The organism is Streptomyces sp. NPDC096046 (genome assembly GCF_040303285.1).
Taxonomy (GTDB): Bacteria; Actinomycetota; Actinomycetes; order Streptomycetales; family Streptomycetaceae; genus Streptomyces.
The window spans coordinates 120,898-142,290 of the sequence record NZ_JBEOSZ010000012.1 but is presented as its reverse complement, the minus strand read 5'-3'; the positions used below and the strand labels follow the sequence as shown (position 1 = coordinate 142,290).

Annotated in this window: 20 protein-coding genes; 10 read left to right on the top strand and 10 right to left on the bottom strand. The window is 72.9% G+C overall.

What is annotated here, in order from left to right; translation table 11 throughout:
- The first annotated feature begins 31 nt into the window (after window positions 1-31).
- From ABTX62_RS13860 to ABTX62_RS13850, 3 genes are all read left to right on the top strand, one after another.
- Window positions 32-172 carry a hypothetical protein gene (locus ABTX62_RS13860; protein ID WP_352116363.1) on the top strand — a complete coding sequence of 47 codons (141 nt, stop codon included), beginning with the start codon at window positions 32-34 and terminating at the stop codon, window positions 170-172.
- Window positions 173-277: 105 nt separating this feature from the next.
- Complete coding sequence (locus ABTX62_RS13855; protein WP_352116362.1) at window positions 278-1,204, top strand: polysaccharide pyruvyl transferase family protein; 927 nt, start codon at window positions 278-280, stop codon at window positions 1,202-1,204.
- Window positions 1,205-1,295: 91 nt separating this feature from the next.
- Window positions 1,296-1,616 carry a DUF3040 domain-containing protein gene (locus tag ABTX62_RS13850; RefSeq protein WP_283971611.1) on the top strand — a complete coding sequence of 107 codons (321 nt, stop codon included), beginning with the start codon at window positions 1,296-1,298 and terminating at the stop codon, window positions 1,614-1,616.
- 397 nt (window positions 1,617-2,013) lie between these two features.
- Here the strand turns inward: ABTX62_RS13850 and ABTX62_RS13840 are convergent, their stop codons facing one another.
- Window positions 2,014-2,622: an HAD-IIIA family hydrolase gene (locus tag ABTX62_RS13840; protein ID WP_352116361.1), complete on the bottom strand. Its 609-nt coding sequence runs from the start codon at window positions 2,620-2,622 to the stop codon at window positions 2,014-2,016.
- Entirely contained in the window at window positions 2,619-3,620 is a 1,002-nt protein-coding gene (locus ABTX62_RS13835) for a glycosyltransferase family 2 protein (RefSeq protein WP_352116360.1), read from the bottom strand. Before ABTX62_RS13835 ends, ABTX62_RS13840 begins: the two co-directional genes overlap by 4 nt.
- A gap of 144 nt (window positions 3,621-3,764) precedes the next feature.
- On the opposite strand from ABTX62_RS13835, the gene ABTX62_RS13830 reads away from it, so the two are divergent.
- Both ABTX62_RS13830 and ABTX62_RS13825 read left to right on the top strand, forming a co-directional pair.
- A complete protein-coding gene (locus tag ABTX62_RS13830) occupies window positions 3,765-4,553 on the top strand; it encodes a polysaccharide deacetylase family protein (RefSeq protein WP_352116359.1) in 789 nt (262 codons plus the stop codon).
- A 28-nt stretch (window positions 4,554-4,581) separates the two neighbouring features.
- Complete coding sequence (locus tag ABTX62_RS13825) at window positions 4,582-5,022, top strand: SRPBCC family protein (RefSeq protein ID WP_352116358.1); 441 nt, start codon at window positions 4,582-4,584, stop codon at window positions 5,020-5,022.
- Between the two features lie 50 nt (window positions 5,023-5,072).
- Here the strand turns inward: ABTX62_RS13825 and ABTX62_RS13820 are convergent, their stop codons facing one another.
- From ABTX62_RS13820 to ABTX62_RS13800, 5 genes are all read right to left on the bottom strand, one after another.
- Window positions 5,073-6,224, bottom strand: a complete 1,152-nt coding sequence (locus tag ABTX62_RS13820) for an XdhC family protein (RefSeq protein ID WP_352116357.1) — start codon at window positions 6,222-6,224, stop codon at window positions 5,073-5,075.
- A gap of 36 nt (window positions 6,225-6,260) precedes the next feature.
- Window positions 6,261-7,718 (bottom strand): NCS2 family permease, encoded by a 1,458-nt coding sequence (locus ABTX62_RS13815; RefSeq protein WP_352116356.1) that lies wholly within the window; start codon window positions 7,716-7,718, stop codon window positions 6,261-6,263.
- 110 nt (window positions 7,719-7,828) lie between these two features.
- On the bottom strand, window positions 7,829-10,270 hold the full coding sequence (locus ABTX62_RS13810; RefSeq protein ID WP_352116355.1) for a xanthine dehydrogenase family protein molybdopterin-binding subunit: 2,442 nt from the start codon (window positions 10,268-10,270) through the stop codon (window positions 7,829-7,831).
- A 2-nt stretch (window positions 10,271-10,272) separates the two neighbouring features.
- Window positions 10,273-10,857 (bottom strand): (2Fe-2S)-binding protein, encoded by a 585-nt coding sequence (locus ABTX62_RS13805; RefSeq protein WP_283971619.1) that lies wholly within the window; start codon window positions 10,855-10,857, stop codon window positions 10,273-10,275.
- Complete coding sequence (locus ABTX62_RS13800) at window positions 10,857-11,747, bottom strand: FAD binding domain-containing protein (protein ID WP_352116354.1); 891 nt, start codon at window positions 11,745-11,747, stop codon at window positions 10,857-10,859. Before ABTX62_RS13800 ends, ABTX62_RS13805 begins: the two co-directional genes overlap by 1 nt.
- Before the next feature lie 378 nt (window positions 11,748-12,125).
- On the opposite strand from ABTX62_RS13800, the gene ABTX62_RS13795 reads away from it, so the two are divergent.
- The gene (locus tag ABTX62_RS13795) at window positions 12,126-13,799 is read left to right on the top strand and encodes a PucR family transcriptional regulator (RefSeq protein WP_352116353.1); all 1,674 of its coding nucleotides are present in this window, start codon (window positions 12,126-12,128) and stop codon (window positions 13,797-13,799) included.
- A 154-nt stretch (window positions 13,800-13,953) separates the two neighbouring features.
- The gene (locus ABTX62_RS13790) at window positions 13,954-14,721 is read left to right on the top strand and encodes a hypothetical protein (RefSeq protein WP_352116352.1); all 768 of its coding nucleotides are present in this window, start codon (window positions 13,954-13,956) and stop codon (window positions 14,719-14,721) included.
- 330 nt (window positions 14,722-15,051) lie between these two features.
- Here the strand turns inward: ABTX62_RS13790 and ABTX62_RS13785 are convergent, their stop codons facing one another.
- On the bottom strand, window positions 15,052-15,849 hold the full coding sequence (locus ABTX62_RS13785) for a GntR family transcriptional regulator (RefSeq protein WP_352116351.1): 798 nt from the start codon (window positions 15,847-15,849) through the stop codon (window positions 15,052-15,054).
- A gap of 178 nt (window positions 15,850-16,027) precedes the next feature.
- Between ABTX62_RS13785 and ABTX62_RS13780 the strand changes: the two genes are divergently transcribed.
- Both ABTX62_RS13780 and ABTX62_RS13775 read left to right on the top strand, forming a co-directional pair.
- On the top strand, window positions 16,028-16,879 hold the full coding sequence (locus ABTX62_RS13780) for a (2Fe-2S)-binding protein (protein ID WP_352116350.1): 852 nt from the start codon (window positions 16,028-16,030) through the stop codon (window positions 16,877-16,879).
- A gap of 304 nt (window positions 16,880-17,183) precedes the next feature.
- Window positions 17,184-18,224, top strand: coding sequence for a DUF2637 domain-containing protein (locus ABTX62_RS13775; protein ID WP_283971625.1), 1,041 nt, complete (start codon window positions 17,184-17,186; stop codon window positions 18,222-18,224).
- 57 nt (window positions 18,225-18,281) lie between these two features.
- Here the strand turns inward: ABTX62_RS13775 and ABTX62_RS13770 are convergent, their stop codons facing one another.
- Window positions 18,282-18,764 (bottom strand): ATP-binding protein, encoded by a 483-nt coding sequence (locus ABTX62_RS13770; protein WP_502997944.1) that lies wholly within the window; start codon window positions 18,762-18,764, stop codon window positions 18,282-18,284.
- A gap of 426 nt (window positions 18,765-19,190) precedes the next feature.
- Entirely contained in the window at window positions 19,191-19,814 is a 624-nt protein-coding gene (locus ABTX62_RS13765; RefSeq protein WP_352116348.1) for a hypothetical protein, read from the bottom strand.
- A 231-nt stretch (window positions 19,815-20,045) separates the two neighbouring features.
- Here ABTX62_RS13765 and ABTX62_RS13760 point away from each other — a divergent pair, with 231 nt between their 5' ends.
- Complete coding sequence (locus tag ABTX62_RS13760) at window positions 20,046-21,365, top strand: transcriptional regulator (RefSeq protein ID WP_352116347.1); 1,320 nt, start codon at window positions 20,046-20,048, stop codon at window positions 21,363-21,365.
- The last annotated feature ends 28 nt before the right edge of the window (window positions 21,366-21,393 follow it).

Genomic DNA, 21,393 nt, shown 5'->3' with positions numbered 1-21,393 from the left:
AGCGGCCGACCAGGACGGGAAGGAGGCCGCCGTGGCCGGAGAGCTGGAGCCGGCCGACCTCCCCGGCTACTGCCTGCGGTACGAGAACTTCGAGGTGTGGCCGGAGAAGGACGACGGCAGCACCGGGTTCGCGTCGGACACGGGGAGTTCCTGCTGGAGGTACAGGCGGTGAGCACGGCCACCGACCGGGCGGACGTCCCCTTCTACACCCCGTGACGGCACGGCATATAGCCGTAATGCCCTGATTGCCTTCTCGCCGGGCGGGCACTCAGGGCATGTGCACACACAAGAGCGCAAGCGACCGCGCAGGGTGCTGCTCACCGGGTGGTTCAGCTTCCGGGACGGGGAGGCGACCGCCGGGGACGTGCTGGCCCTGCGCCGGGTGGAGGACGTGCTGCGGGGCACGGGCCTTCCCTACGACGTGGCCTGGAGTCCCCGCTTCCGTCCGGAGGCGCTGCATCTGGACCGGCTGTGGCCCGAGGACTACACCCATCTGGTGTTCGTGTGCGGCCCGCTGCACGGGCCGCAGATCGAGGAACTGCACCGGCGGTTCGCGCACTGCGTGCGGATCGCCGTCGGCACCTCGGTGATCGATCCCGCCAGCACGGCCGTGACCGGCTTCCACCGGGTGCTGCCCCGGGACGGACCGGACAGTGAGCCGGTGGAGGACCTCGCGGCGCGCGCCCCGGACGTACCCGCACGGCCCGTCGTCGGGGTGATCCTCACCCACGGTCAGGCCGAGTACGGGCATCTGCGGCGGCACGGGCAGGTCGCCGAGGAGGTGACGCGCTGGCTGGCCGGGAAGGACTGCGGCCGGCTGGAGCTGGAGACCCGGCTGGACACGCACGACTGGCATCTGAGCGCGACACCCGCGCAGTTGCAGTCCGTGCTGGCCCGGCTGGACCTCGTCGTCACGGACCGGCTGCACGGTCTGGTGATCGCCCTGCGCGTCGGCACGCCGGTGCTGGCCGTCGACCCGGTCGCCGGCGGCGCCAAGCTGACCGCGCAGGCCCGCGCGTGCGGCTGGCCCGCGCTGGTGCCCGCCGAGCGGCTGGACGTGCGGCAGCTGGACCGCTGGTGGGACTGGTGCCTGACCGGCGGCCGGGTGACCGCCCGGCAGATCCGCGACGGGTTCCGCGAGGGCACGGTGCCGGACAGCGCGGACCGGCTCGTCGAGGCGCTGGCACGGCCGGTGCCCGGTTAGCCCGAGGGCACCAGGGGGCACCCGCATGTACGTCCCCCGCCGCACTTCCCCCTCGGAGGAGAGACGGTCCGGCCGCCCGGAAGGAGAGAGCGTGTCCATCGGTCGACTTCCCGAGAACGAGCAGCGCATCCTCGACGAGATGGAGCGGGCCCTGCGCCGCGACCGTCGCCTGGCCCGCAGGTTGCGCACCCACCGAGTGAGCCGCCGCCCCGACCCCGCCCGCGTCCTGGCCCGTCTGGGCTCCTACCGCCCCCGTGGCTGGACCGTGGCGGTCCTGCTCGCGGTGTCGGTCGGGCTGATGGTGGCCGGGATCGTCACGTCCGAGCCGGGTGTGATCTGGGCGTTCGCCGCGCTGTGGCCCCTGACGCTGTTCGCCGCGTTCCGGCTGATGTGCCGGTGGTGCGAGGACTGAACCCCCCTCCGGGCCGTACCACAGGGCGCGGTGGCGCGGATCGCGTGGCGGTCCCCAGCGGCTGGGTGCGACCGGCCCGAACAGGGGGACGGAGCGCGCGGCGTGGGCGACCGCGAGGTGGGCGCGGTCGGGGCCGGGGCGGTCACCGGGTGCGGGACCGTCAAGCACGCATGGATCGGCCCTCGTGGACGCCCCAGCCCGTCACGAGCCCGGCACCGTCACGGACACCCCAGCCCGTCACGAGCCCGGCACCGTCACGGACATCCCAGGTCGTCACGGGCCCGGCGCCGTCACGAGCCCGGCACCGTCACGGACACCCCAGCCCGTCACGAGCCCGGCACCGTCACGGACACCCCAGGTCGTCGCGGACGCCCCAGCCCGTCACGGGCCTGGGCGGTCACGCGTGCCCGGTCTGCCCGTCCGGTCCCGGGTCGGCCGTGAACGCCTGCTGGATGGGGCGTTCGTCGACGAGGACGCGGCCTTTCGGCGGTCCGTCCAGTACCGCGCGGACGGCCGTGAGCAGGTCCGGCGCGACGTGGTCGGCCCGCGTTGTCTCCTCGGGGCGGGTGCGCCCGTTCGGGACGAGGATGCCGTGGGCGCCCGCCCGGCGCGCGGCTTCCGCGTCGGCGGCGGTCGCGCCGACGACGACGAGTTCGGCGGGCCCGGTGCAGATCCGCCCGCCCGCCCAGAGCAGCATGCCGGGCTGCGGCCTGCGGCAGCCACAGCCGTCGTCGGGGTCGTGTGAACAGACCGCGAACACGTCGAAAGGGCCGAGGAGTTCGTCGACCCGGTGGTTGACGCGGCGGACGTCGGCGTCGGTGAGCAGCCCGCGGGCGACGCCGGGCTGGTCGGTGACGACGCCGGTGCGGATGCCGTGCTCGCGCAGCAGGCCGAGCGCCTCGCGGGCGCCGTCCACGGGGCGTACGCGGTCGGGGTCGGCGTTGTGGGGGACGTCCTCGACGAGTGTGCCGTCGCGGTCGAACAGCACGGCCTTGACCGGGCTCACGGGGTGGCCTCCTCCTGCCAGGCGGGGGTGTGTCGGTGGCGCCAGGCACCTGCCAGCCGGTGCCAGGTCGCGGCGGGCGGGATGAGCACACTGGTGGCGAGCATCGTCGTCACCTCGTGGCGGGTGCGCGGGCCGGGGGCGATCCGGGCGCGGGCGAACTCCGCGGTGCCGGCCGCCCAGCCGAGGGCGCAGGCCGTCGCGGCCCGTCCGTGGCCGGTGGCGGCGAGGGTGCAGGCGGCGACCCCAGCGGTCGTGATGGCCGCGTGGCTGCGGATCCGGCCGCGCGGCGCGACGGCCTTGTCCCACCAGTCGGGGCCGTGCAGATGCCGCATGAGGGCGTCGTCGGCGTTACCGCGCTGCCGGCGCACGGAGGCCCAGCGGGAGGCGGAGCCCACGGGGTGGCGCGTGGTGCGGCGGCCCTGCCGGATGCGCCGGCCCGAGTCGAGGACGCGCAGCGCGAGGTCGGCGTCCTCGCGGAAGGCCCTCCGGAAGCGTTCGTCGAAGCCGCCGACCTGCTTGAGGACCTCCGTGCGGTAGGCCATGTCGGCGGTGACCCAGTGGGCCCTGGCGAGTCCGGCGGTGCCGCGTTCCCAGTCGGTGGGGCGGCGTTCGCCGGGCAGCGGCACGACGAGGACGCCCTGGACGCCGGCGGTGTCGGGGGACGCCTCGGCGAGGTCCTCGGCCAGCTGGTCGCACCAGTGGGCCCCGACCTGGACGTCGTCGTCGAGGAACACGGTCCACGGCGCGCGCACGGCGCGCAGCCCGGTGTTGCGGGCGGCGGCGGGCCCACGACCGCCGCCGCCCAGCACGGTGGTCCGCTCCCGCAGGTCGCCGAGGACGCTCAACGGGTGCTGGAGCGGACCGGGTTCGGGGTCGGTGCGGTCGTCGACGAGGACGATCTCCTCGGGGCGTGGCCCGGTCGCGGCGGCCAGGGCGGCGAGACAGTCGGCGAGGGTGTCCGGTACGAGCGTGGGGATCACGACGGCGTACGAGGTCATGCGGGCGGGCCTCCCTCCGACGTGTGCGCGGACCCTGGTGCTGGCGGGTGCCGCGGTACGGCTTCCTCAAACACCTGGTCAGGCCGTCGGAGCACGCCTCGGTGACTATACGACGCATGTATACACGCACTGTATAGTCCCGGCATGCCTTCTCTGACCAGGAAGACGAAGAAAACGGGGACCGCGTTCCGAACGGCGGGAACGCTCGCGGTGACCGCCGCCCTCACCCTCGCCCTGAGCGGCTGCACGGGGGCCGACACCACGGCTCCCAGCGCCGCCCGGGCCCGCCCCGCCACGGACACGCAGGCGGCCCCTCTCGGCGCCGTCGACTGCCGCGAGGTCAAGTGCATCGCACTCACCTTCGACGCCGGACCGAGCGAGCACTCCGCGCGGCTGCTGGACATCCTGAAGGAGAAGCAGGTCCCGGCGACCTTCTTCCTCCTGGGCAAGCGGCACATCGAGAAGTACCCGGAGCTGGTGCGGCGGATGGCCGACGAGGGCCACGAGGTGGCCAACCACACCTGGGACCACAAGATACTGACGAAGCTGAGACCCGAGGAGATACGCGAGGAACTGGAACGCCCCAACGAGGAGATAGCACGCCTCACCGGCCGGCGCCCCACCCTGATGCGCCCGCCGCAGGGCCGCACCGACGACACGGTGCACGCCGTCTGCCGCGAACTGGGCCTGTCCGAGGTGCTGTGGAGCGTGACGGCGAAGGACTACCGGACGACGGACTCCGACCTGATCACCCGCCGCGTCCTCGACCAGTCCTCCCGGGACGGGATCATCCTCCTGCACGACCTCTACGACGGCACGGTGCCGGCCGTACCGGGGATCATCGACGCGCTGAAGGAACGCGGCTTCGCCTTCGTCACGGTGCCCCAGCTGCTGGCGCCGGGAAAGGCGGAACCGGGTGAGGTGTACCGATGACGCGCCCTTGGTTCCCTACGATCGGGGAGTGGCGAACTTCCTGCTCGAACGCACCGTACCGCTCCCCCTCGACGAGGCCTGGCGGCGGATCACACGGTGGCCGCGGCACGGTGAGGCGGTGCCGCTGACGGTGGTGCGGGTGGTGCCGCCCGGGCCGACGCGCGAGGGGACCCTCGTCGTGGCCCGCTCGGGCGCCGGGCCGCTGGTCTTCGACGACCCGATGGAGGTCACGGTGTGGCAGCCGCCCGAGGGCGGGGCCGTGGGGAGGTGCCGGCTGGAGAAGCGGGGCCGGGTGGTGCTGGGATGGGCCGAACTCGAAGTGCGGCCCGGGCCGGGGGGCCGTACGCGGGTGATCTGGCGGGAGGAGATCCGCGTCCGGTTCCTGCCGTCGCTCTTCGACGGTGTGGTGCGGCGCTCCTCGCGGTACGTGTTCGGACGGGCCCTGAACCGCCTGCTCAGACAGCCCTGACGGACCGGCCGCCGGGACGGGGACGCACCGGCGCCACCCGGGCAGGGCCGTCAGGCCACCGAGCCGATCCGCCCCACCGTCTTCGACTCCGGCTCGTGGTGGATCGGCGTGTGCGCCCCGGTCAGGGAGACGCCGCTGCCGCCCCGCCGACCGGCGACGATCTCCGACGCGATCGACAGGGCCGTCTCCTCGGGGGTGCGGGCCCCGAGATCCAGGCCGATCGGCGAGTGCAGGCGGCTCAACTCCATGTCGGTGACGCCCACGTCCCGCAACCGGGCGTTGCGGTCCAGGTGGGTGCGCCGGGAGCCCATGGCACCGACGTACGCCACCGGCAGGCGCAGCGCCAGCTTCAGCAGGGGCACGTCGAACTTGGCGTCGTGGGTGAGTACGCACAGGACCGTCCGCGCGTCGACGTCCGTGCGCTCCAGGTAGCGGTGGGGCCAGTCGACGACGATCTCGTCGGCGTCGGGGAAGCGCGGCCGGGTCGCGAAGACGGGGCGCGCGTCGCACACGGTGACGCGGTAGCCGAGGAACTTGCCCATGCGGACCAGGGCGGCGGCGAAGTCGATCGCCCCGAAGACGATCATGCGGGGGGCGGGGACCGACGACTCGACCAGAACGGTGAGGGGCGCTCCGCAGCGGGAGCCCCGCTCACCGATCTCCAGGGTGCCCGTGCGGCCGGCGTCGAGGAAGGCGCCGGTCTCGGCGGCGACCGTGCGGTCCAGCTCCGGATGGGCGCCGAAACCGCCGTCGAAGGAGCCGTCGGGGCGGACCACGAGGGCCCGGCCCGTCAGTTCGCGCGGGCCCGACACGATCCGCGCCACCGCCGCCGCCTCCCCTCGGGCGGCGGCGGTGAGCGCGGACGCGAGCACCGGGCGGACCGGATCGGCGGCCCGTACCGGGGTGACCAGGATGTCGATGACGCCGCCGCAGGTCAGGCCCACGGCGAAAGCGTCGTCGTCGCTGTATCCGAAGCGCTCCAGGACGGGTTCGCCGTCCCGCAGCGCCTGCTCGCACAGTTCGTAGACCGCGCCCTCCACGCAGCCGCCGGACACCGAGCCGATCGCCGTGCCGTCGGTGTCCACCGCGAGCGCGGCGCCGGGCATGCGGGGCGCGCTGCCGCCGACGGCCACCACAGTGGCCACGGCGAAGTCACGGCCCTGCTCGACCCACCGGTTCAACTCCTCGGCGATGTCCAGCATCTGTCTCGGTCTCCTCGGGGTTGCGGCGGCGGGGCGTCAGTGGACGCCGAGCCAGTTCTCGATCGGGTTGAGGGCGAAGTAGACGAGGAACACCGCCGTGAGGATCCACATGAAGGCGCTGATCTCGCGCACCTTGCCCTGCGCGGCCTTGATGGCGACGTAGGAGATGACGCCCGCGGCGACACCGGTGGTGATGGTGTACGTGAACGGCATCAGCACGACGGTGAGGAACACCGGGATGGCGGTGGCCCGGTCGGCCCAGTCCACGTGCCGGGCGTTCATCAGCATCAGCGCGCCGATGACGACGAGGGCGGCGGACGCGACCTCCTGCGGCACGATCGCCGTGAGCGGGGTGAAGAAGAGGCAGGCCGCGAAGAACAGGCCCGTGACCATGGAGGCCAGACCGGTGCGGGCGCCCTCGCCGACACCCGTCGCCGACTCGATGAACACCGTCTGCCCGGAGCCGCCCGACACGCCTCCGATGGCGCCGCCGGCCCCGTCGATGAACAGCGCCTTCGACAGGCCCGGCATACGGCCCTTGTCGTCGGCGAGCTTCGCCTCGGTGCCGACGCCGATGATGGTGGCCATCGCGTCGAAGAACCCGGCCAGCACCAGGGTGAAGACGATCATCCCGACCGTCATCGCGCCGACCTCGCCCCAGCCGCCGAACTCCACGTCCCCGAAGAGCGAGAAGTCCGGCATGGAGACGGCGCTGCCGTGCAGTTCGGGCGCGCCGCCCGCCCACTGCTTGGGGTCGACGACGCCGGCGGCGTTCAGGACCGCCGCGACGACCGTGCCGCTGACGATGCCGATGAGGATGGCGCCCGGGACGTTCCGGGCCTGGAGCATGAAGATCAGCAGCAGGGTGCCGGCGAAGAGCAGGACGGGCCAGCCGGCCAGTTCGCCCGCCGGGCCGAGCGCGAGGGGCGTGGCCTTGCCCTGGTGCACGAAGCCGGACTTGTAGAAACCGATGAGGGCGATGAACAGGCCGATGCCCATGGTGATGCCGTGCTTGAGGGCGAGCGGGATCGCGTTCATGATCATCTCGCGCAGGCCGGTGACGACCAGCAGCATGATGATCACGCCGTACATCACGCACATGCCCATCGCCTGCGGCCAGGTCATCTCGGGCACGACCTGGGAGGCGAGCACCCCGGAGACGGACAGGCCGGCGGCGAGGGCCAGGGGCACCTTGCCGACGAAGCCCATCAGCAGGGTGGTGAAGGCCGCCGCGAACGCGGTGGCGGTGATCAGGGCCGGCTGGGCGAGGGTGACTCCGGCCGCGTCCTTGCCGGACAAAATCAGGGGGTTGAGCAGGAGGATGTACGCCATCGCCATGAAGGTCGTGATGCCGCCGCGCACTTCACGGGCGACCGTGGACCCTCTGTGGGATATGTGGAAGTACCGGTCGAGCCAGGACCGTCCGGCCGGGACGCGGGTGCCTTCACCCGCGTCTTCGGCTGTGGCCCTCGGCTCCAGTGATTGCTGGGTCATGGGTGCCGTCTCCCAAGTTTCAAAGGGGGTTGGGATGTTCACGACCCGGGGGACGGCCCGAGACGAACTGGGGACCCGGGGGGCGGCGCCCCCCGGGGGAACGAGACTGCTCAGCCCTCGGAGAGCTGCGTACCCGTCAGGTGCTCGGGCCTCACCGGGGTCCGGTTCAGCTCGAGCCCGGTCGCGTCGCGGATGGCCGCGAGCACGGCCGGGGTCGACGACAGGGTGGGCGCCTCGCCGATGCCGCGCAGCCCGTACGGGGCGTGCTCGTCGGCGAGTTCGAGGACGTCGACCGGGATGGTCGGCGTGTCGAGGATGGTCGGGATCAGGTAGTCGGTGAAGGAGGGGTTCTTGACCTTCGCCGTCTTGGGGTCGACGACGATCTCCTCCATGACGGCCACGCCCAGGCCCTGCGTGGTGCCGCCCTGGATCTGGCCGAGCACCGACAGCGGGTTGAGCGCTTTGCCGACGTCCTGGGCGCAGGCCAGTTCGATGACCTTGACCAGGCCGAGTTCGGTGTCGACCTCGACGACGGCCCGGTGCGCGGCGAAGGAGTACTGCACATGCCCGTTGCCCTGGCCGGTGCGCAGGTCGAAGGGCTCGGTCGGCCGGTGCCGCCACTCCGCCTCGACCTCGACGGCCTCGCCCTCCAGGACGTCGACCAGGTCGCCGAGGACCTCACCGCCGTCGGTGACGACCTTGCCGTCCTCCAGGAGCAGCTCGGCCGTCGCCCAGGCCGGGTGGTAGGAGCCGAACTTGCGGCGCCCGATCTCCAGGACCTTCTCGCGGACCAGCTCGCAGGAGTTCTTCACGGCGCCGCCGGTGACGTACGTCTGCCGCGAGGCCGACGTCGAACCGGCGCTGCCCACCTTGGTGTCGGCCGGGTGGATGGTCACCTGTGTGACGCCCAGTTCGGTGCGGGCGATCTGCGCGTGGACGGTGACGCCGCCCTGGCCGACCTCCGCCATGGCGGTGTGCACGGTGGCGACGGGCTCACCGGCGACGACCTCCAGGCGGACCCTGGCGGTGGAGTAGTCGTCGAACCCCTCGGAGAAGCCGACGTTCTTGATGCCGACCGCGTAGCCGACCCCGCGGACGACGCCCTCGCCGTGCGTGGTGTTGGACAGGCCGCCCGGCAGCTGCCGTACGTCGGCGCCCTCGCTGGACTCCCACTGGCGCTCCGGCGGCATCGGCATCGCCTTGACGCGGCGCAGGAGTTCGGCGACCGGGGCCGGGGAGTCGACGGGCTGGCCCGTCGGCAGGAGCGTGCCCTGCTCCATGGCGTTGAGCCGGCGGAACTCCACCGGGTCCATGCCGAGTTTCGCGGCGAGCTTGTCCATCTGCGCCTCGTAGGCGAAGCACGCCTGGACCGCGCCGAAACCGCGCATCGCGCCGCAGGGCGGGTTGTTGGTGTAGAGGGCGATGGCCTCGATGTCCACGTCCTCGACCACGTACGGGCCGACGGACAGGGAGGAGGCGTTGCCGACGACGGCCGGGGAGGCGGAGGCGTAGGCGCCGCCGTCCAGGACGATCCGGCACTTCAGGTGGGTGAGCTTGCCGTCCTTGGTGGCCCCGTGCTCGTAGTGGAGCTTCGCGGGGTGGCGGTGGACGTGCCCGAAGAACGACTCGAACCGGTTGTAGACGATCTTGACGGGCTTGCCGGTGCGCAGGGCCAGCAGGCAGGCGTGGATCTGCATCGACAGGTCCTCGCGGCCACCGAACGCGCCGCCGACGCCGGCCAGCGTCATCCGTACCTTGTCCTCGGGCAGTCCGAGCACGGGCGCGATCTGTCGCAGGTCGCTGTGCAGCCACTGGGTGGCGATGTAGAGGTGGACGCCGCCGTCCTCCTCGGGCACGGCGAGGCCGGACTCGGGGCCGAGGAAGGCCTGGTCCTGCATGCCGAAGGTGTACTCGCCCGTGACGATCACGTCGGCCCGTTCGCGTGCCGCCGCGACGTCACCCCGGATGATCGGCTGGCGGTGCACGATGTTGGGGTGCGGGACGTGGCCGGCGATGGGGGTCCCCCCTGGACCGGAGCTTGCCGGAGGCCCTTGGGGGAGGTCGTCGCGGTGCTCGTGGATGAGGATCGCGTCGGGGGCGGTGGCGGAGGCCTCGTCGGTGACGACGGGCAGCTCCCGGTAGTCCACCTTGATCTTCGCGGCGGCGCGGCGCGCGGTCTCCGGGTGGTCGGCGGCGACCAGGGCGACCGGCTCGCCGTGGTGGCGGACCTTGCCGTGGGCGAGGACCGGGGTGTCCTGGATCTCCAGCCCGTAGTTCTTCACGTCGGTGGGCAGGTCGTCGTAGGTCAGGACGGCGTAGACGCCCGGCGTGGCCAGCGCCTCGCCGGTGTCGATGGACACGATCTCGGCGTGCGCGACGGTGGAACGCAGGATCTGCCCCCACAGCATGTCCTCGTGCCACATGTCGGACGAGTACGCGAACTCGCCGGTGACCTTGAGGGTGCCGTCGGGGCGCAGCGTGCTCTCGCCGATGCCGCCCTTGGTCCGGGATCCCTGGGTGATCTTCGTGGGGGTTCCGCTGGGGGAAGCCATGATCAGACCGCCTCTCCCTGCCGGGCGGCCGCGAGACGGACCGCGTCCATGATCTTCTCGTAGCCGGTGCAGCGGCACAGGTTGCCCGACAGCGCCTCGCGGATGTCCGCGTCGGTCGGGTTCGGGTTGCGCTCCAGCATCTCGTCGGCGGCGACCAGCAGACCGGGGGTGCAGAAGCCGCACTGCACGGCGCCGGCGTCGATGAACGCCTGCTGGATCGGGGAGAGTTCGGTGCCCTCGCCGGTCTGCGAGTCCTGCCCCTTCGCCGCCCACTGCCGGGCGTCCTGGAGCGAGGTGCCGCAGGCGCCGGTGGCGCAACCGCCGTGCTCCGCACGCTGCTTGGCGAAGTCGGCGAGCCCCTCGACGGTGACGACCTCCCGGCCCTCCACCTGCCCGGCGGCGACCAGGCACGAACACACCGGCACACCGTCCAGCCGGACCGTGCACGAGCCGCACTCGCCCTGCTCGCAGGCGTTCTTCGAACCCGGCAGCCCGAGCCGCTCCCTCAGCACGTACAGCAGGGACTCGCCCTCCCACACGTCGTCGGCTTCCTGCGGACGGCCGTTGACCGTGAAGTTGACGCGCATCACGCAGCTCCCTCGATGGTGCGGCGGGCGCCGCGGTAGGACTCCCAGGTCCAGGTCAGTGTGCGGCGGGCCATGACGCCGACCGCGTGGCGGCGGTAGCTCGCGGTGCCCCGGACGTCGTCGATCGGGTTGCAGGCGGCGGAGCACAGGTCCGCGAACTGCTTGGCGACCGACGGGGTGATGATCTGCCCGTTGTCCCAGAAGCCGCCCTCCTCCAGCGCGGCGTTCAGGAATTCCTCGGCGGCCCCGGCCCGGACGGGTGTGGGAGCGGCCGAGCCGATCCCGGTCCGCACCGTCCGGGTCCGCGGGTGCAGGGCGAGCCCGAAGGCGCAGACGGCGATGACCATGGCGTTGCGCGTGCCCACCTTGGAGAACTGCTGCGGTCCGTCGGCCTTCTTCACGTGCACGGCCCTGATCAGCTCGTCCGCCGCCAGCGCGTTGCGCTTCACGCCCGTGTAGAACGCGTCGATGGGGATGCGGCGCGTGCCGCGCACCGACTCGACCTCCACCTCGGCGCCCGCGGCGAGCAGGGCGGGGTGGGCGTCACCGGCCGGGGAGGCGGTGCCGAGGTTGCCGCCGACGCCGCCGCGGTTGCGGATCTGCGGTGAGGCGACCGTGTGCGAGGCGAGGGCGAGACCCGGCAGCTCGGTGCGCAGGTTCTCCATGATCTTGGTGTACGGCACGGAGGCACCCAGCCGCACGCTCTCCTCGCCGACCTCCCACTCGGAGAGATCGCCGATGCGGTTCAGGTCCAGGAGGTACTCGGGTCGGCGGTGGTCGAAGTTGATCTCGACCATCACGTCGGTGCCACCCGCAATCGGCACAGCCGAGGGGTGCTCCGCCTTCGCGGCGAGCGCCTCCTCCCAGCTGGCGGGGCGAAGGAAGTCCATGACCGGCTCTCTTCTTCGTCTTCTCGTGGAACGTTCAGATTGAGCCAATCCGTGTGCGGCGGTCCCGGCTCGTTCATGTGCTGTTGACGCGTAGTGGAGCCAGTACACAGCGCGTTGCGCCGAGCGAGTCAGTCACGGAAACCATGAAGGAGTTGGCTGGCCAGGAAAGGCATCTTGTAGATTCGTATGAACGGAGGTCATCGGAAACCTCCTCGTTCTCCTGGCGAAACGCGCAACACAGCCGCGTGACCTGGGACACAACCCGGATGCGGTCCGGAGGCCGACGGGCGCCGCCCACCGACCCCCCGAACATGCGTTCCTCGCATTTCCCTCCAAGATCCACCAAAGATTTCGAGACAGAGAACGGCGGCGACGAGAATGCGGCTGCGCGCACTGCTGGACACCGACGCGCTGGGCCTCAAGCTGCTCGGCGGCGAGGACGAGCTGGACCGCACCGTGCGGGGTGTGATGACCACCGACCTGCGCGACCCCAGCCGCTACCTCGCGGGCGGTGAGCTGGTGCTCACGGGTCTGGCCTGGCGCCGGGACGCCGACGACTCGGAGCCGTTCGTCCGGATCCTGGTGCAGGCGGGCGTGACGGCGCTCGCCGCGGGCGAGGCGGAGCTCGAGGACGTCCCCGAAGACCTGGTGGTGGCCTGCGCCCGCCACCACCTGCCGCTCTTCGCGGTGCACGAGTCGGTGGCGTTCGCGACGATCACCGAGCACGTCGTGCGGCAGGTCTCCGGCGAGCGCGCCGGAGACCTCGCGGCGGTCGTCGACCGGCACCGCCGGATGATGACCTCCGGCCCGGCGGGCGGCGGCCCGGACGTGGTCCTGGACCTGCTCGGCACGGACCTGGACCTGCGGGCCTGGGTCCTCTCCCCCACCGGCCGCCTGATCGCGGGCTCGAAGGCGGCGGGCCCCACCCTGCCGGCCGGGACGTGCGCCCGGCTCGCCGGAGAGCACCTGGCCGCCACCCGCACGGGCCGCCGCGGCCCTCACCGCGCCGTCCTGGGCGCCACCACGTACTCCCTGTTTCCGGTCCGCTCCACGGGCCGCTCCCCGCAGCCGTCCCGGGACGTCCGCGAGACCGTCCTGTCGGACTGGCTGCTGGCCGTCGAGGCGGACGCCGGGGACTGGCCGGAGGAACGCTTGGACCTGCTCTACGGCGTCACCCAGCTGATCGCGGTCGAACGGGACCGCCGCGACGCCGCCCGCACGGTCCGCCGCCGCCTCGCCCAGGAGGTCCTGGAACTGGTCCAGACGGGCGCGGCACCCGCCGAGATCGCCGCCCGGCTGCGCGTGGCGGCGCCGGTGCTGCTGCCCGGCCTGGGCACCGCGCCGCACTGGCAGGTGGTCGTGGCCCGCGTCGAGTGGGACGGCGAGGAGATCGAGGGCGGCCCGGTGGCGCAGGCCCTGCTGGAGGAGGTCCTCGTCGACCCCGCCGCCGCCGGGCCCGAGCACTCCGACCGCATCGCCGTGGCCCACACGGGCGACGAGGCCATCGCCCTGGTGCCCCTTCCGGCCGTCTCCACGGAGCACGACGGCTCGGAGAGGGGCGTCCTCGCCGACGCGCTCCTGGAATCGGTGCGAGACCCCCTGACGGCGGGTCTCGACGGCGACGGCCGCCTCACCCTGGGCGTCAGCGCGGCCGTCCACTCGGCGGAGGGCCTGCGCGGCGCGCTGGAGGAGGCCCGCCACGCCCGCCGCGTCGCCGCGGCCCGGCCGGGCCGGGTCTGCGCGGCGGGCCACCAGGAACTGGCCTCGCACGTCCTGCTGCTGCCGTTCGTCCCGGACGACGTCCGCCGGGCCTTCACGGCCCGCCTCCTGGACCCCCTGCGCGACTACGACCGCCGCCACCGCGCCGAGCTGATCCCCACCCTGGAGGCGTTCCTCGACTGCGACGGCTCCTGGACCCGCTGCGCCGGCCGTCTGCACCTGCACGTCAACACGCTGCGCTACCGGGTCGGGCGTATCGAGCAGTTGACGAGTCGCGACCTGTCACGCCTGGAGGACAAGCTGGACTTCTTCCTGGCGCTGCGCATGAGCTGATACGCGGGGCGAACCCGGGACACCCCCGAGTCCCACGACTTTGTGAAATCCTTCACCCGGCCTCTTGGCCCGGCCCGCCGATTCGTGCTGAGATGCCGCCACCACTCAACAGCTCGATGGCGTGCTCGGGGAGGGCAACGTGGCGCATTCCGCCATGTCTGGTAACGGAACGACCGCCGGTGACGATCCCCTCCAGACCGCGGTATGGCGGCTGCGCTCCCGCGGGTGCTGGGCCGACGCGGCCGCCCTGCTGCTGCCGGCCACACCGGCGACGGCCCTGCAACGCGCGTCGCTGCTGGTGGAACGGTGTCTCTACACCGAGCAGGGCTGGGAGGAGGCCGAGGACGCGCTGCGCACGGCCGAGGCGATGGCTCACAGCGACGACGAACGGGGCGCGGCCGCTTGTGAACGCGGGTACTTGGCCTACGCGGCGACCCTGCTCGCGGTGCGGGACCGGGCCGACGAGGCACGGGCCGCGCTGGGGCGGGCCGCGGCGCTGGTCCCTCCGGGGGCTCCGGCGCGGGCCCTGCTCGACTTCCGTCGCGGTCTCCTGGCGGAGAACCTGACGAGCGCGCCCCAGGCCGCGCGGGCCGCGTACCGTCGGGCCCATGCGGGGGCGACCGCGCACTCCGACCCGCTGCTGCTGTCCTTCACATGGCGTCACCTCGCGGGATTGGCCCTGCGGGACGGGGAGCTGGCGGAGGCCCGGCACGGTTTCGCGGAGTCCCTGCGGATCCGGGAGGAGCTGGGCTACCTCGTCGGCACGGCCCCGGCGCTGGTGTCCCTCGCCGACGCCGAGACGGAGCCGGAGGCCTCCCGGCTGCGGGAGGAGGCCCGGCGGTTGTTCCGGCTGCTCGGGGGCGTACCGACGTGGCTGTCCCGCCAGTTGGCACCGCCGGTACCACCGGCCGCGACGGCTTGAGGGGGTACGGGGGACTCGGCGCTGTCGCTGAGAGGGCGGGTAGATCCGCAACCCGGCGTGACGGGGTGACGGGGTGCCCACCCGTGCCGTCCTGGGCGGCCCGATTGCCCGCAACTCAGCGGAAGCGGCGGCCCGCCCCCACGCGGCCACAGCCGCCGTACGCCGCAAGGGGACGTGTCGGGGGTGTCCGCCCGCAGCGGTTGGCGCGTCAACGCCAGTGAGTCGGTATGACACCCCATCGCGCCGTTCCGAGGACGGACACCCCCGGCGCGGCCCCGACCCACACCCGGCGAAGAGGCGCAGACGACGCGCACCCACCACCGCTCGAGCTCAACCGGCCGCCGCCGCCCCCGCGAAGTGCTCGCCCACCAGCGCCCGCACCACATCCAGGTCCCGCGCGATCAGCGCGTCCAGCAACGCCGTGTGCTCGTGCGCGTCCGCCACCAGGTCGGCCCGCCCCCGACCCCCCGGCGCACCCCCGACCAGCGGCCACTGCGCCCTGCGGTGCAGATCCTCCGCGATCCGGACCAACTGCTCGTTACCCGAGAGGGACAGCACGGCCCGGTGGAATCCCCGGTCGGACTCCGCGTAGGTCGCGCGGCAGCCGGAGGACGCCGCGCGGACCGTCGCCTCGGCGAGTGGGCGCAGCGCGGCCCAGCGTTCGGCGGGGACGGTACGGGCCAGCCGCAGCATCACCGGGACCTCGATCAGCGTGCGGATCTCGGCCAGTTCCGCCAGTTCCCGCACCCCCCGTTCGACCACCCGGAACCCACGGTTGGGCACCACCTCGACGGCCCCTTCGAGGGTCAGTTGCTGCATGGCTTCCCGGACCGGCGTCGCCGAGACCCCGAACCGCTCGCCGAGCACCGGCGCCGAGTACACCTCTCCCGGCCGCAGATCCCCGGCCACCAGCGCGGCCCGCAGCGCGTTCAGGATCTGCCCGCGCACGGAGGCCCGCTGGATCACCGGCCGAGCCCGTGGCGCGGGCGGCTCACTGTGCGTGTGCTCCCCCCGCACCGCCCCGGACTGCTGCGGGACGCGCGCCTGCCCGGCCGGCGCACCCGGCGCGGCCGTACCGGCCGCCCACGGAGTCCCCGTTTCCGCGGAGCCCTGCGCTCCCTGCTTCACGGGTCCTCCTCCGGACGTATCGCTACTTGGGGTCATTGCGGCGGGTTGTTACTCGTCCGTCAAGCACCATAAGCGCCCCGGCCCTCAGAACACATCCCCGTTCAGTTTCCACGGATCACAAGTAAGGTTAGGCTTACCTTCGAGAAGCCCCGTTTCAGCCCGACGGATCGGTGATCACATGCCCGCGCCCCTTTCGGCCGTCTCCGGCGCCTACACCCGCCTGGCCGAGGTCCTCCCCGGGCTCGCCGTCACCGAACTGGCCGGCGAGGACCGGTCACCGCGGGGCGGCGGCTGGACCGCGGCGGCCGACCTCGCGGCCGCCGGCCCCGCCCTCGACCGCTTCCTCGCGTGGGACGTGGACCAGATCGAGCGGGACTACGCGACCCAGGCCCGCCCCGACGTCGTCGCCGGCTTCGGTCTGCACCGCTACGCCTGGCCCGCCTGCCTCCTCATCACCGTGCCGTGGTTCCTGCACCGCCGGGTCCCCCGCTACCCCGTGACGCACGTCTCGTACGACCGCACCGCCCCCGGCCACGCCCTCGGGCACCTGGCCGTCCGCCCCACCGGCTTCGCCTGCCTGCCCGGCGACGAGGCGGCCGCCCTGCCCGGCGCCCGGGTCGTCCCGGACGAGGAGGCGCTGCGGGCGGAGGTGCGGTCGGCGGTCGCCGAGCACCTGGAGCCGGTCCTGACCGGTTTCGGCCCCCGGATGCGGCGCCGCGGCCGCGCCCTGTGGGGGATGGCGACCGACGAGATCGTCGAGGGTCTCTGGTACGTCGCCCAGTTGCTCGGTGAGACCGAGGAGCGGCGCGCGATGCGCGAGCTGGAGCTGCTCCTGCCGGGCGCGACCAAGCCGTACGTGGGCACGGCCGCGTTCCGGGAGCTGACCGGCCCCGGCGGTGAGCCGCTGCTCACCCGCGACCGCGCGAGCTGCTGCATGTTCTACACGCTGCGCCCGGAGGACACCTGCGCCACGTGCCCGCGCACCTGTGACACGGACCGGGTCACCAGGCTGCTGGCCACGGCCGGTTGAGGCACGAGCGGGGTCGATCACTCCCGGCGTCCCGTAAGATCACCGCGGAACCGGTCGCCCATGCGCCCACAGGCGATTCACACCTTCCTCACGCGTCACGGGAACTTTCCGGAGAACCACTCGTACGGGTAGTCTTGTTCGAACTCAACTCCCGCCCCTCAAGCGGCAGTTCGAGCAGAACGCCGCCCTGGGCATTCCCTTGCACTTCCTTGGCGGCCTCTTGCCCCGAAACCCCCTGAGGGCCAATGGGATTGGGCCAATATGGCGGGCGTTACGCCCTATCCCAATGCAAGGGACCACCCAGATGAGACTGACCGACATATCGCTGAACTGGCTGCTTCCGGGCGCCGTGCTTCTCCTGGGCATGCTGGCGGCGGTGGCGGTGCTCGCGCGCGGCAAGCGCTCCTCGGTCAAGGACACGAGCGCGGACGACTCCTGGGAGCGCAGCGAGGAACGCCGCAGACGCAAGGAAGCCCTCTACGGCACCCTCTCCTACCTCCTGCTCTTCTGCTGTGCGGCCGTGGCCGCCCTGCTCTCCTTCCACGGTCTGGTCGGCTTCGGTGAGCAGAACCTCGGCCTGTCCGGCGGCTGGCAGTACCTCGTCCCGTTCGGCCTGGACGGTGCGGCGATGTTCTGCTCCGTCCTCGCGGTACGCGAGGCCAGCCACGGTGACGCGGCACTCGGCTCCCGGATACTCGTCTGGACGTTCGCCTTCGCCGCGGCCTGGTTCAACTGGGTGCACGCGCCCCGGGGCGCCGGCCACGCGGGTGCTCCCCACTTCTTCGCCGGCATGTCCCTGTCGGCCGCGGTCCTCTTCGACCGCGCTTTGAAGCAGACCCGCCGAGCCGCCCTGCGGGAGCAGGGCCTGGTGCCCCGCCCGCTGCCGCAGATCCGTATGGTGCGCTGGGTGCGGGCCCCCCGGGAGACCTACCGCGCCTGGTCGCTGATGCTCCTCGAGGGTGTGCGCAGCCTGGACGAGGCGGTCGACGAGGTGCGCGAGGACAAGCGCAAGAAGGAAGAGACCCGGCAGCGGCGGCGTGACCAGCAGCGCGTGGAGCGGGCCCAGCTGAAGGCGATCAGCCGCGGTCACCGCGGCCACTTCGGCCGGGGCGGCGGACGGCAGCTCGAGGTGCAGGTGGAGCGCGGCTCCTCGCAAGTCTCCGCGGAGCCTGCCATATCGGCACCGGAGCCCCTGCCCGTCCGCTCGCGTCCCTCCCTTCAGCCGGTCCGCAAAGGCGCTGACCCGGTGACCGTGGACCTCACCGCGGAGGACGACACCATGGCACTGCCGCGGCTGGACTCCCTGGAGCGCAAGCTCAAGGACCTCGAGCAGCAGTTCGGTTAGCCGAGCCGCAGAACGGCGGTGAGGGGGCGTGGCCTGCGGGCCGCGCCCCTTCGGCGTTCAGGCCGCCTCGGCCTCCAGCTCGAACCAGACGGCCTTGCCCACTCCGTGCGGCCGGACCCCCCAGGCGTCCGCGAGGGACTGCACCAGGAGCAGGCCCCTGCCGTTCGTGCCCTCGTCGGGGACCGCCACCCGCAGCCGGGGCCTGCGGGCCACGAAGTCCCGCACCTCCACCCGCAGTCCGCGGGGTAAGACGGTGACCGTGAGGACCGCGTCGTGGTCGGTGTGGACGATCGCGTTGGTGACGAGTTCGCTGGTGAGCAGTTCCGCGACGTCCGATTGTCCGTGTTTCCCCCACTGTCCGAGCAGTTCCCGCAGGGCCCGGCGGGCCTCCGGGACGGCCCGCAGGTCCGCCCGCCCGAGTCTGCGCCTCAACTGAGGCGCCGGCGTCTGCTCCGTGACGTCGTCGGTCCTGTCCACCACCGTCTTCGTCGAGAAGCCCCCGATCGCTATGGGACCGCCTCGTCGTGCCTGCCTCTCCATGACCCCCGCCCGCGCGCCGATGTCGGTTCCCCTCCTGCTCGAACACGTTCACGGGGATCCATGCCCCAACGGGCACGCGGCAGTCATGTCGAATCGTCAACGACCAGGTGTTCGGCCACCGGGGCGGGACGGGCGGTCCGGGCGGCGGGCCCCCGAGCGACAGGCGGGTGGAGGAGAGGGGGACAAGAGGGTAGCCGATCAGAGTCCTCGAGTGGAGCCCGACCGCAGGGAGATCGGACGATGGGCCGAGGGCCGACTGTCGCTCCGCGCGTACGCGGCGAACGGCCGGGGCGGCGGGCCGGAGTGCGCGGCGCCGCGGTGAAGTTGGCCGAAGTCCGACGGTCCGCACGGCCGCCACGAGCGGTAGGGGCCGTCCTCCCCCACCCCCGTGGCGGGAGGACGGCCCCGGTCTTCCGTCGGGCTCGGTCAGTACAGCTTGTTGACGGCGGTGGTCGTCGTCTTCTTGAAGGCGCCCACGGGGGCGTCCCCGAAGTCGCCCATCTGGCCCCACCCCACGACGGTGACCGTCCTGCCGTCGCGCCCGACGGACAGCAGCGAGATGTCCGTGGCACCCCAGGACGTCTCGGTGTGCAGGCCACGGACGCGGGCGCCTTCCTCGACCGGCAGCGAACCGTAGTCCCGGCCCTCGGCCTTGACGTCCGGGTCGTTCCTCTCGATGCGCTCGGCACAGGTGCGGATCAGGTCGTCGTAGTGCTTCGCCAGGGCCTTCGCCAGGGCCGCTGTGTCCGCCACGACGGTCAACTGCTCGGCGCTGGTCTCCAGGTCGGTCCGGAACTCCCGGTACCGGTAGTCGTAGGAGGTCACGCTCTCCGTGTCCACGCAGAAGCCGAGTCCGTCCGGGAACCCTTCGGTGACCGGGCCGGCGGTCCAGGACGACGTCGGGTGCGGCGGCAGCTGGGACGCCGACAGGAACTTCGGTGCGGCGGCCTTCGGCGCGGCACCGGCGGCCGGTGCCGTGAGGACCGTGCCAGCCGCGAGGGCGGCGACGGTGAGGGCGGTGAGCGCGCTGGCTCGGACGTGCTTGGACATGGGTGTCCCCCGTGACTGAATGCGTGGATGGTCGATGCCGCTGCCGGGCCGGCTGGGCGGCCCGGACCTGGTCGGTGCGGCACCAGAAGCATCAGCGGTCACACCGGGCGGACGCAACAGCCCGCGTCCGATCCGGCACGGTGGAACCATCCCAGCCCGTCTGACGTGCAGGTACATGAGGTGCCTGGGATGCCGTTCCGGGCCGGGTCGGACCTTGAGGACGGGGGAACGGTGTCGGCACAGCACGATGTGGACGACGTCGGCGAGTTCGCGGCGCTGCTGAGAACGCTGAAGGAGCGCACGGACCGCAGTTACGGGGCACTGGCCCGGCGCCTGGCGATGAACACCTCGACCCTGCACCGCTACTGCGCGGGCGAGGCGGTCCCGGTCGACTTCGCCCCCGTGGAGCGCTTCGCCGCCCTGTGCGGGGCGTCCCCGGAGGAACGTCATGAGCTCCACCGCCGCTGGCTCCTGGCGGTGGCGGCACGGCAGCGGCCCCGCACCGCCGGCGTGGCCGGTACGGCCGAGGAGGGCGCGGTCGCCGCCGAGGCGGAGGAACCGGAGGGCGCGCCGGTCGACGGCGACGGTCCTGCCGATGAGGCGCCGCCCTCTCCCCGCCGCCCCTGGTACCGCCGGGGACGCGTCGCGGTGGGACTGGCGGCCGCCTGCGCGGTGCTCGCGGTACTCGGGAGCCTGGCCGCACTGCTGGACGGGCGGCGTGCGGCCGCCGACGGCCGTGTCCCGTCGACCGGTCCGGCCCCGTCCGGTACGGCGGGGTCAGAAGCCCCCGACCGCGAGAGCGCCTCCCCCGCTCCGAGCGACAGTTCCCCCACCGCCCGGCCGCCCTCGCCCTCCGCCCCTCCGGAGAAGAAGCCCTCCCCCTCGCCCTCCCCCTCCGGCCGCGCCACCCCGCCCGCCGGCGCGGCCGACCCCGCCGTCCCCCTCACCTGGTCGGCCGACTCCCAGGCCTGGAAGCTCGGCTGCGGCCACGACTACGTCGTCGCCAGGCCACCCGGGCAGGTGGCACCGCCGCCCGTCCCGCAGGACGCCGGAGTCTGGGCCGCCGCACACAACGCGGTGCATGGCGGCGAGACACTCGTGCGGCTGTCCCTGCAGGGGCGCACCGACACGGCGGTCGTGCTGGAGGCACTGCGTGTGCGCGTCGTGGGGCGTTCGGCGCCCGCCCCGGGCAACGCCTACTCCATGGACCAGGGCTGCGGCGGTTCGCTCACGCCGCGCTCGTTCGACGTGGACCTCGACAAGAACCGCCCCATCGCCCGCTCGGTCGCCGGGGGCGACGCGGGTACGCCGATCCCGGCGATGCGCATGCCCTACCGCGTCTCCGCCCAGGACCCCGAGGTGCTGCTCGTCAACGCCCGGACCCTGGCGTGCGACTGCCGCTGGTACCTCGAGCTGGACTGGTCCTCACAGGGCCGCACGGGCACGGTACGGATCGACGACGGCGGTCGCCCGTTCCGCACCAGCGGCATCAAGGACCTGCCCCGCTACATGTACGACACCTCCGCGCGCGAGTGGACGCCCTACCGCTAGAACCAGGACACGTCACGCTCACCGTCCC

Bases quoted from the DNA above. Each gene is read 5' to 3' on its own strand.
- ABTX62_RS13835 (WP_352116360.1), bottom strand. From the start codon at position 3,620: ATGACCTCGTACGCCGTCGTGATCCCCACGCTCGTACCGGACACCCTC.
- ABTX62_RS13830 (WP_352116359.1), top strand. From the start codon at position 3,765: ATGCCTTCTCTGACCAGGAAGACGAAGAAAACGGGGACCGCGTTCCGA.
- ABTX62_RS13820 (WP_352116357.1), bottom strand. From the start codon at position 6,224: ATGCTGGACATCGCCGAGGAGTTGAACCGGTGGGTCGAGCAGGGCCGT.
- ABTX62_RS13815 (WP_352116356.1), bottom strand. From the start codon at position 7,718: ATGACCCAGCAATCACTGGAGCCGAGGGCCACAGCCGAAGACGCGGGT.
- ABTX62_RS13810 (WP_352116355.1), bottom strand. From the start codon at position 10,270: ATGGCTTCCCCCAGCGGAACCCCCACGAAGATCACCCAGGGATCCCGG.
- ABTX62_RS13805 (WP_283971619.1), bottom strand. From the start codon at position 10,857: ATGCGCGTCAACTTCACGGTCAACGGCCGTCCGCAGGAAGCCGACGAC.
- ABTX62_RS13800 (WP_352116354.1), bottom strand. From the start codon at position 11,747: ATGGACTTCCTTCGCCCCGCCAGCTGGGAGGAGGCGCTCGCCGCGAAG.
- ABTX62_RS13795 (WP_352116353.1), top strand. From the start codon at position 12,126: ATGCGGCTGCGCGCACTGCTGGACACCGACGCGCTGGGCCTCAAGCTG.
- ABTX62_RS13790 (WP_352116352.1), top strand. From the start codon at position 13,954: ATGTCTGGTAACGGAACGACCGCCGGTGACGATCCCCTCCAGACCGCG.
- ABTX62_RS13780 (WP_352116350.1), top strand. From the start codon at position 16,028: ATGCCCGCGCCCCTTTCGGCCGTCTCCGGCGCCTACACCCGCCTGGCC.
- ABTX62_RS13775 (WP_283971625.1), top strand. From the start codon at position 17,184: ATGAGACTGACCGACATATCGCTGAACTGGCTGCTTCCGGGCGCCGTG.
- ABTX62_RS13770 (WP_502997944.1), bottom strand. From the start codon at position 18,764: ATGGAGAGGCAGGCACGACGAGGCGGTCCCATAGCGATCGGGGGCTTC.
- ABTX62_RS13765 (WP_352116348.1), bottom strand. From the start codon at position 19,814: ATGTCCAAGCACGTCCGAGCCAGCGCGCTCACCGCCCTCACCGTCGCC.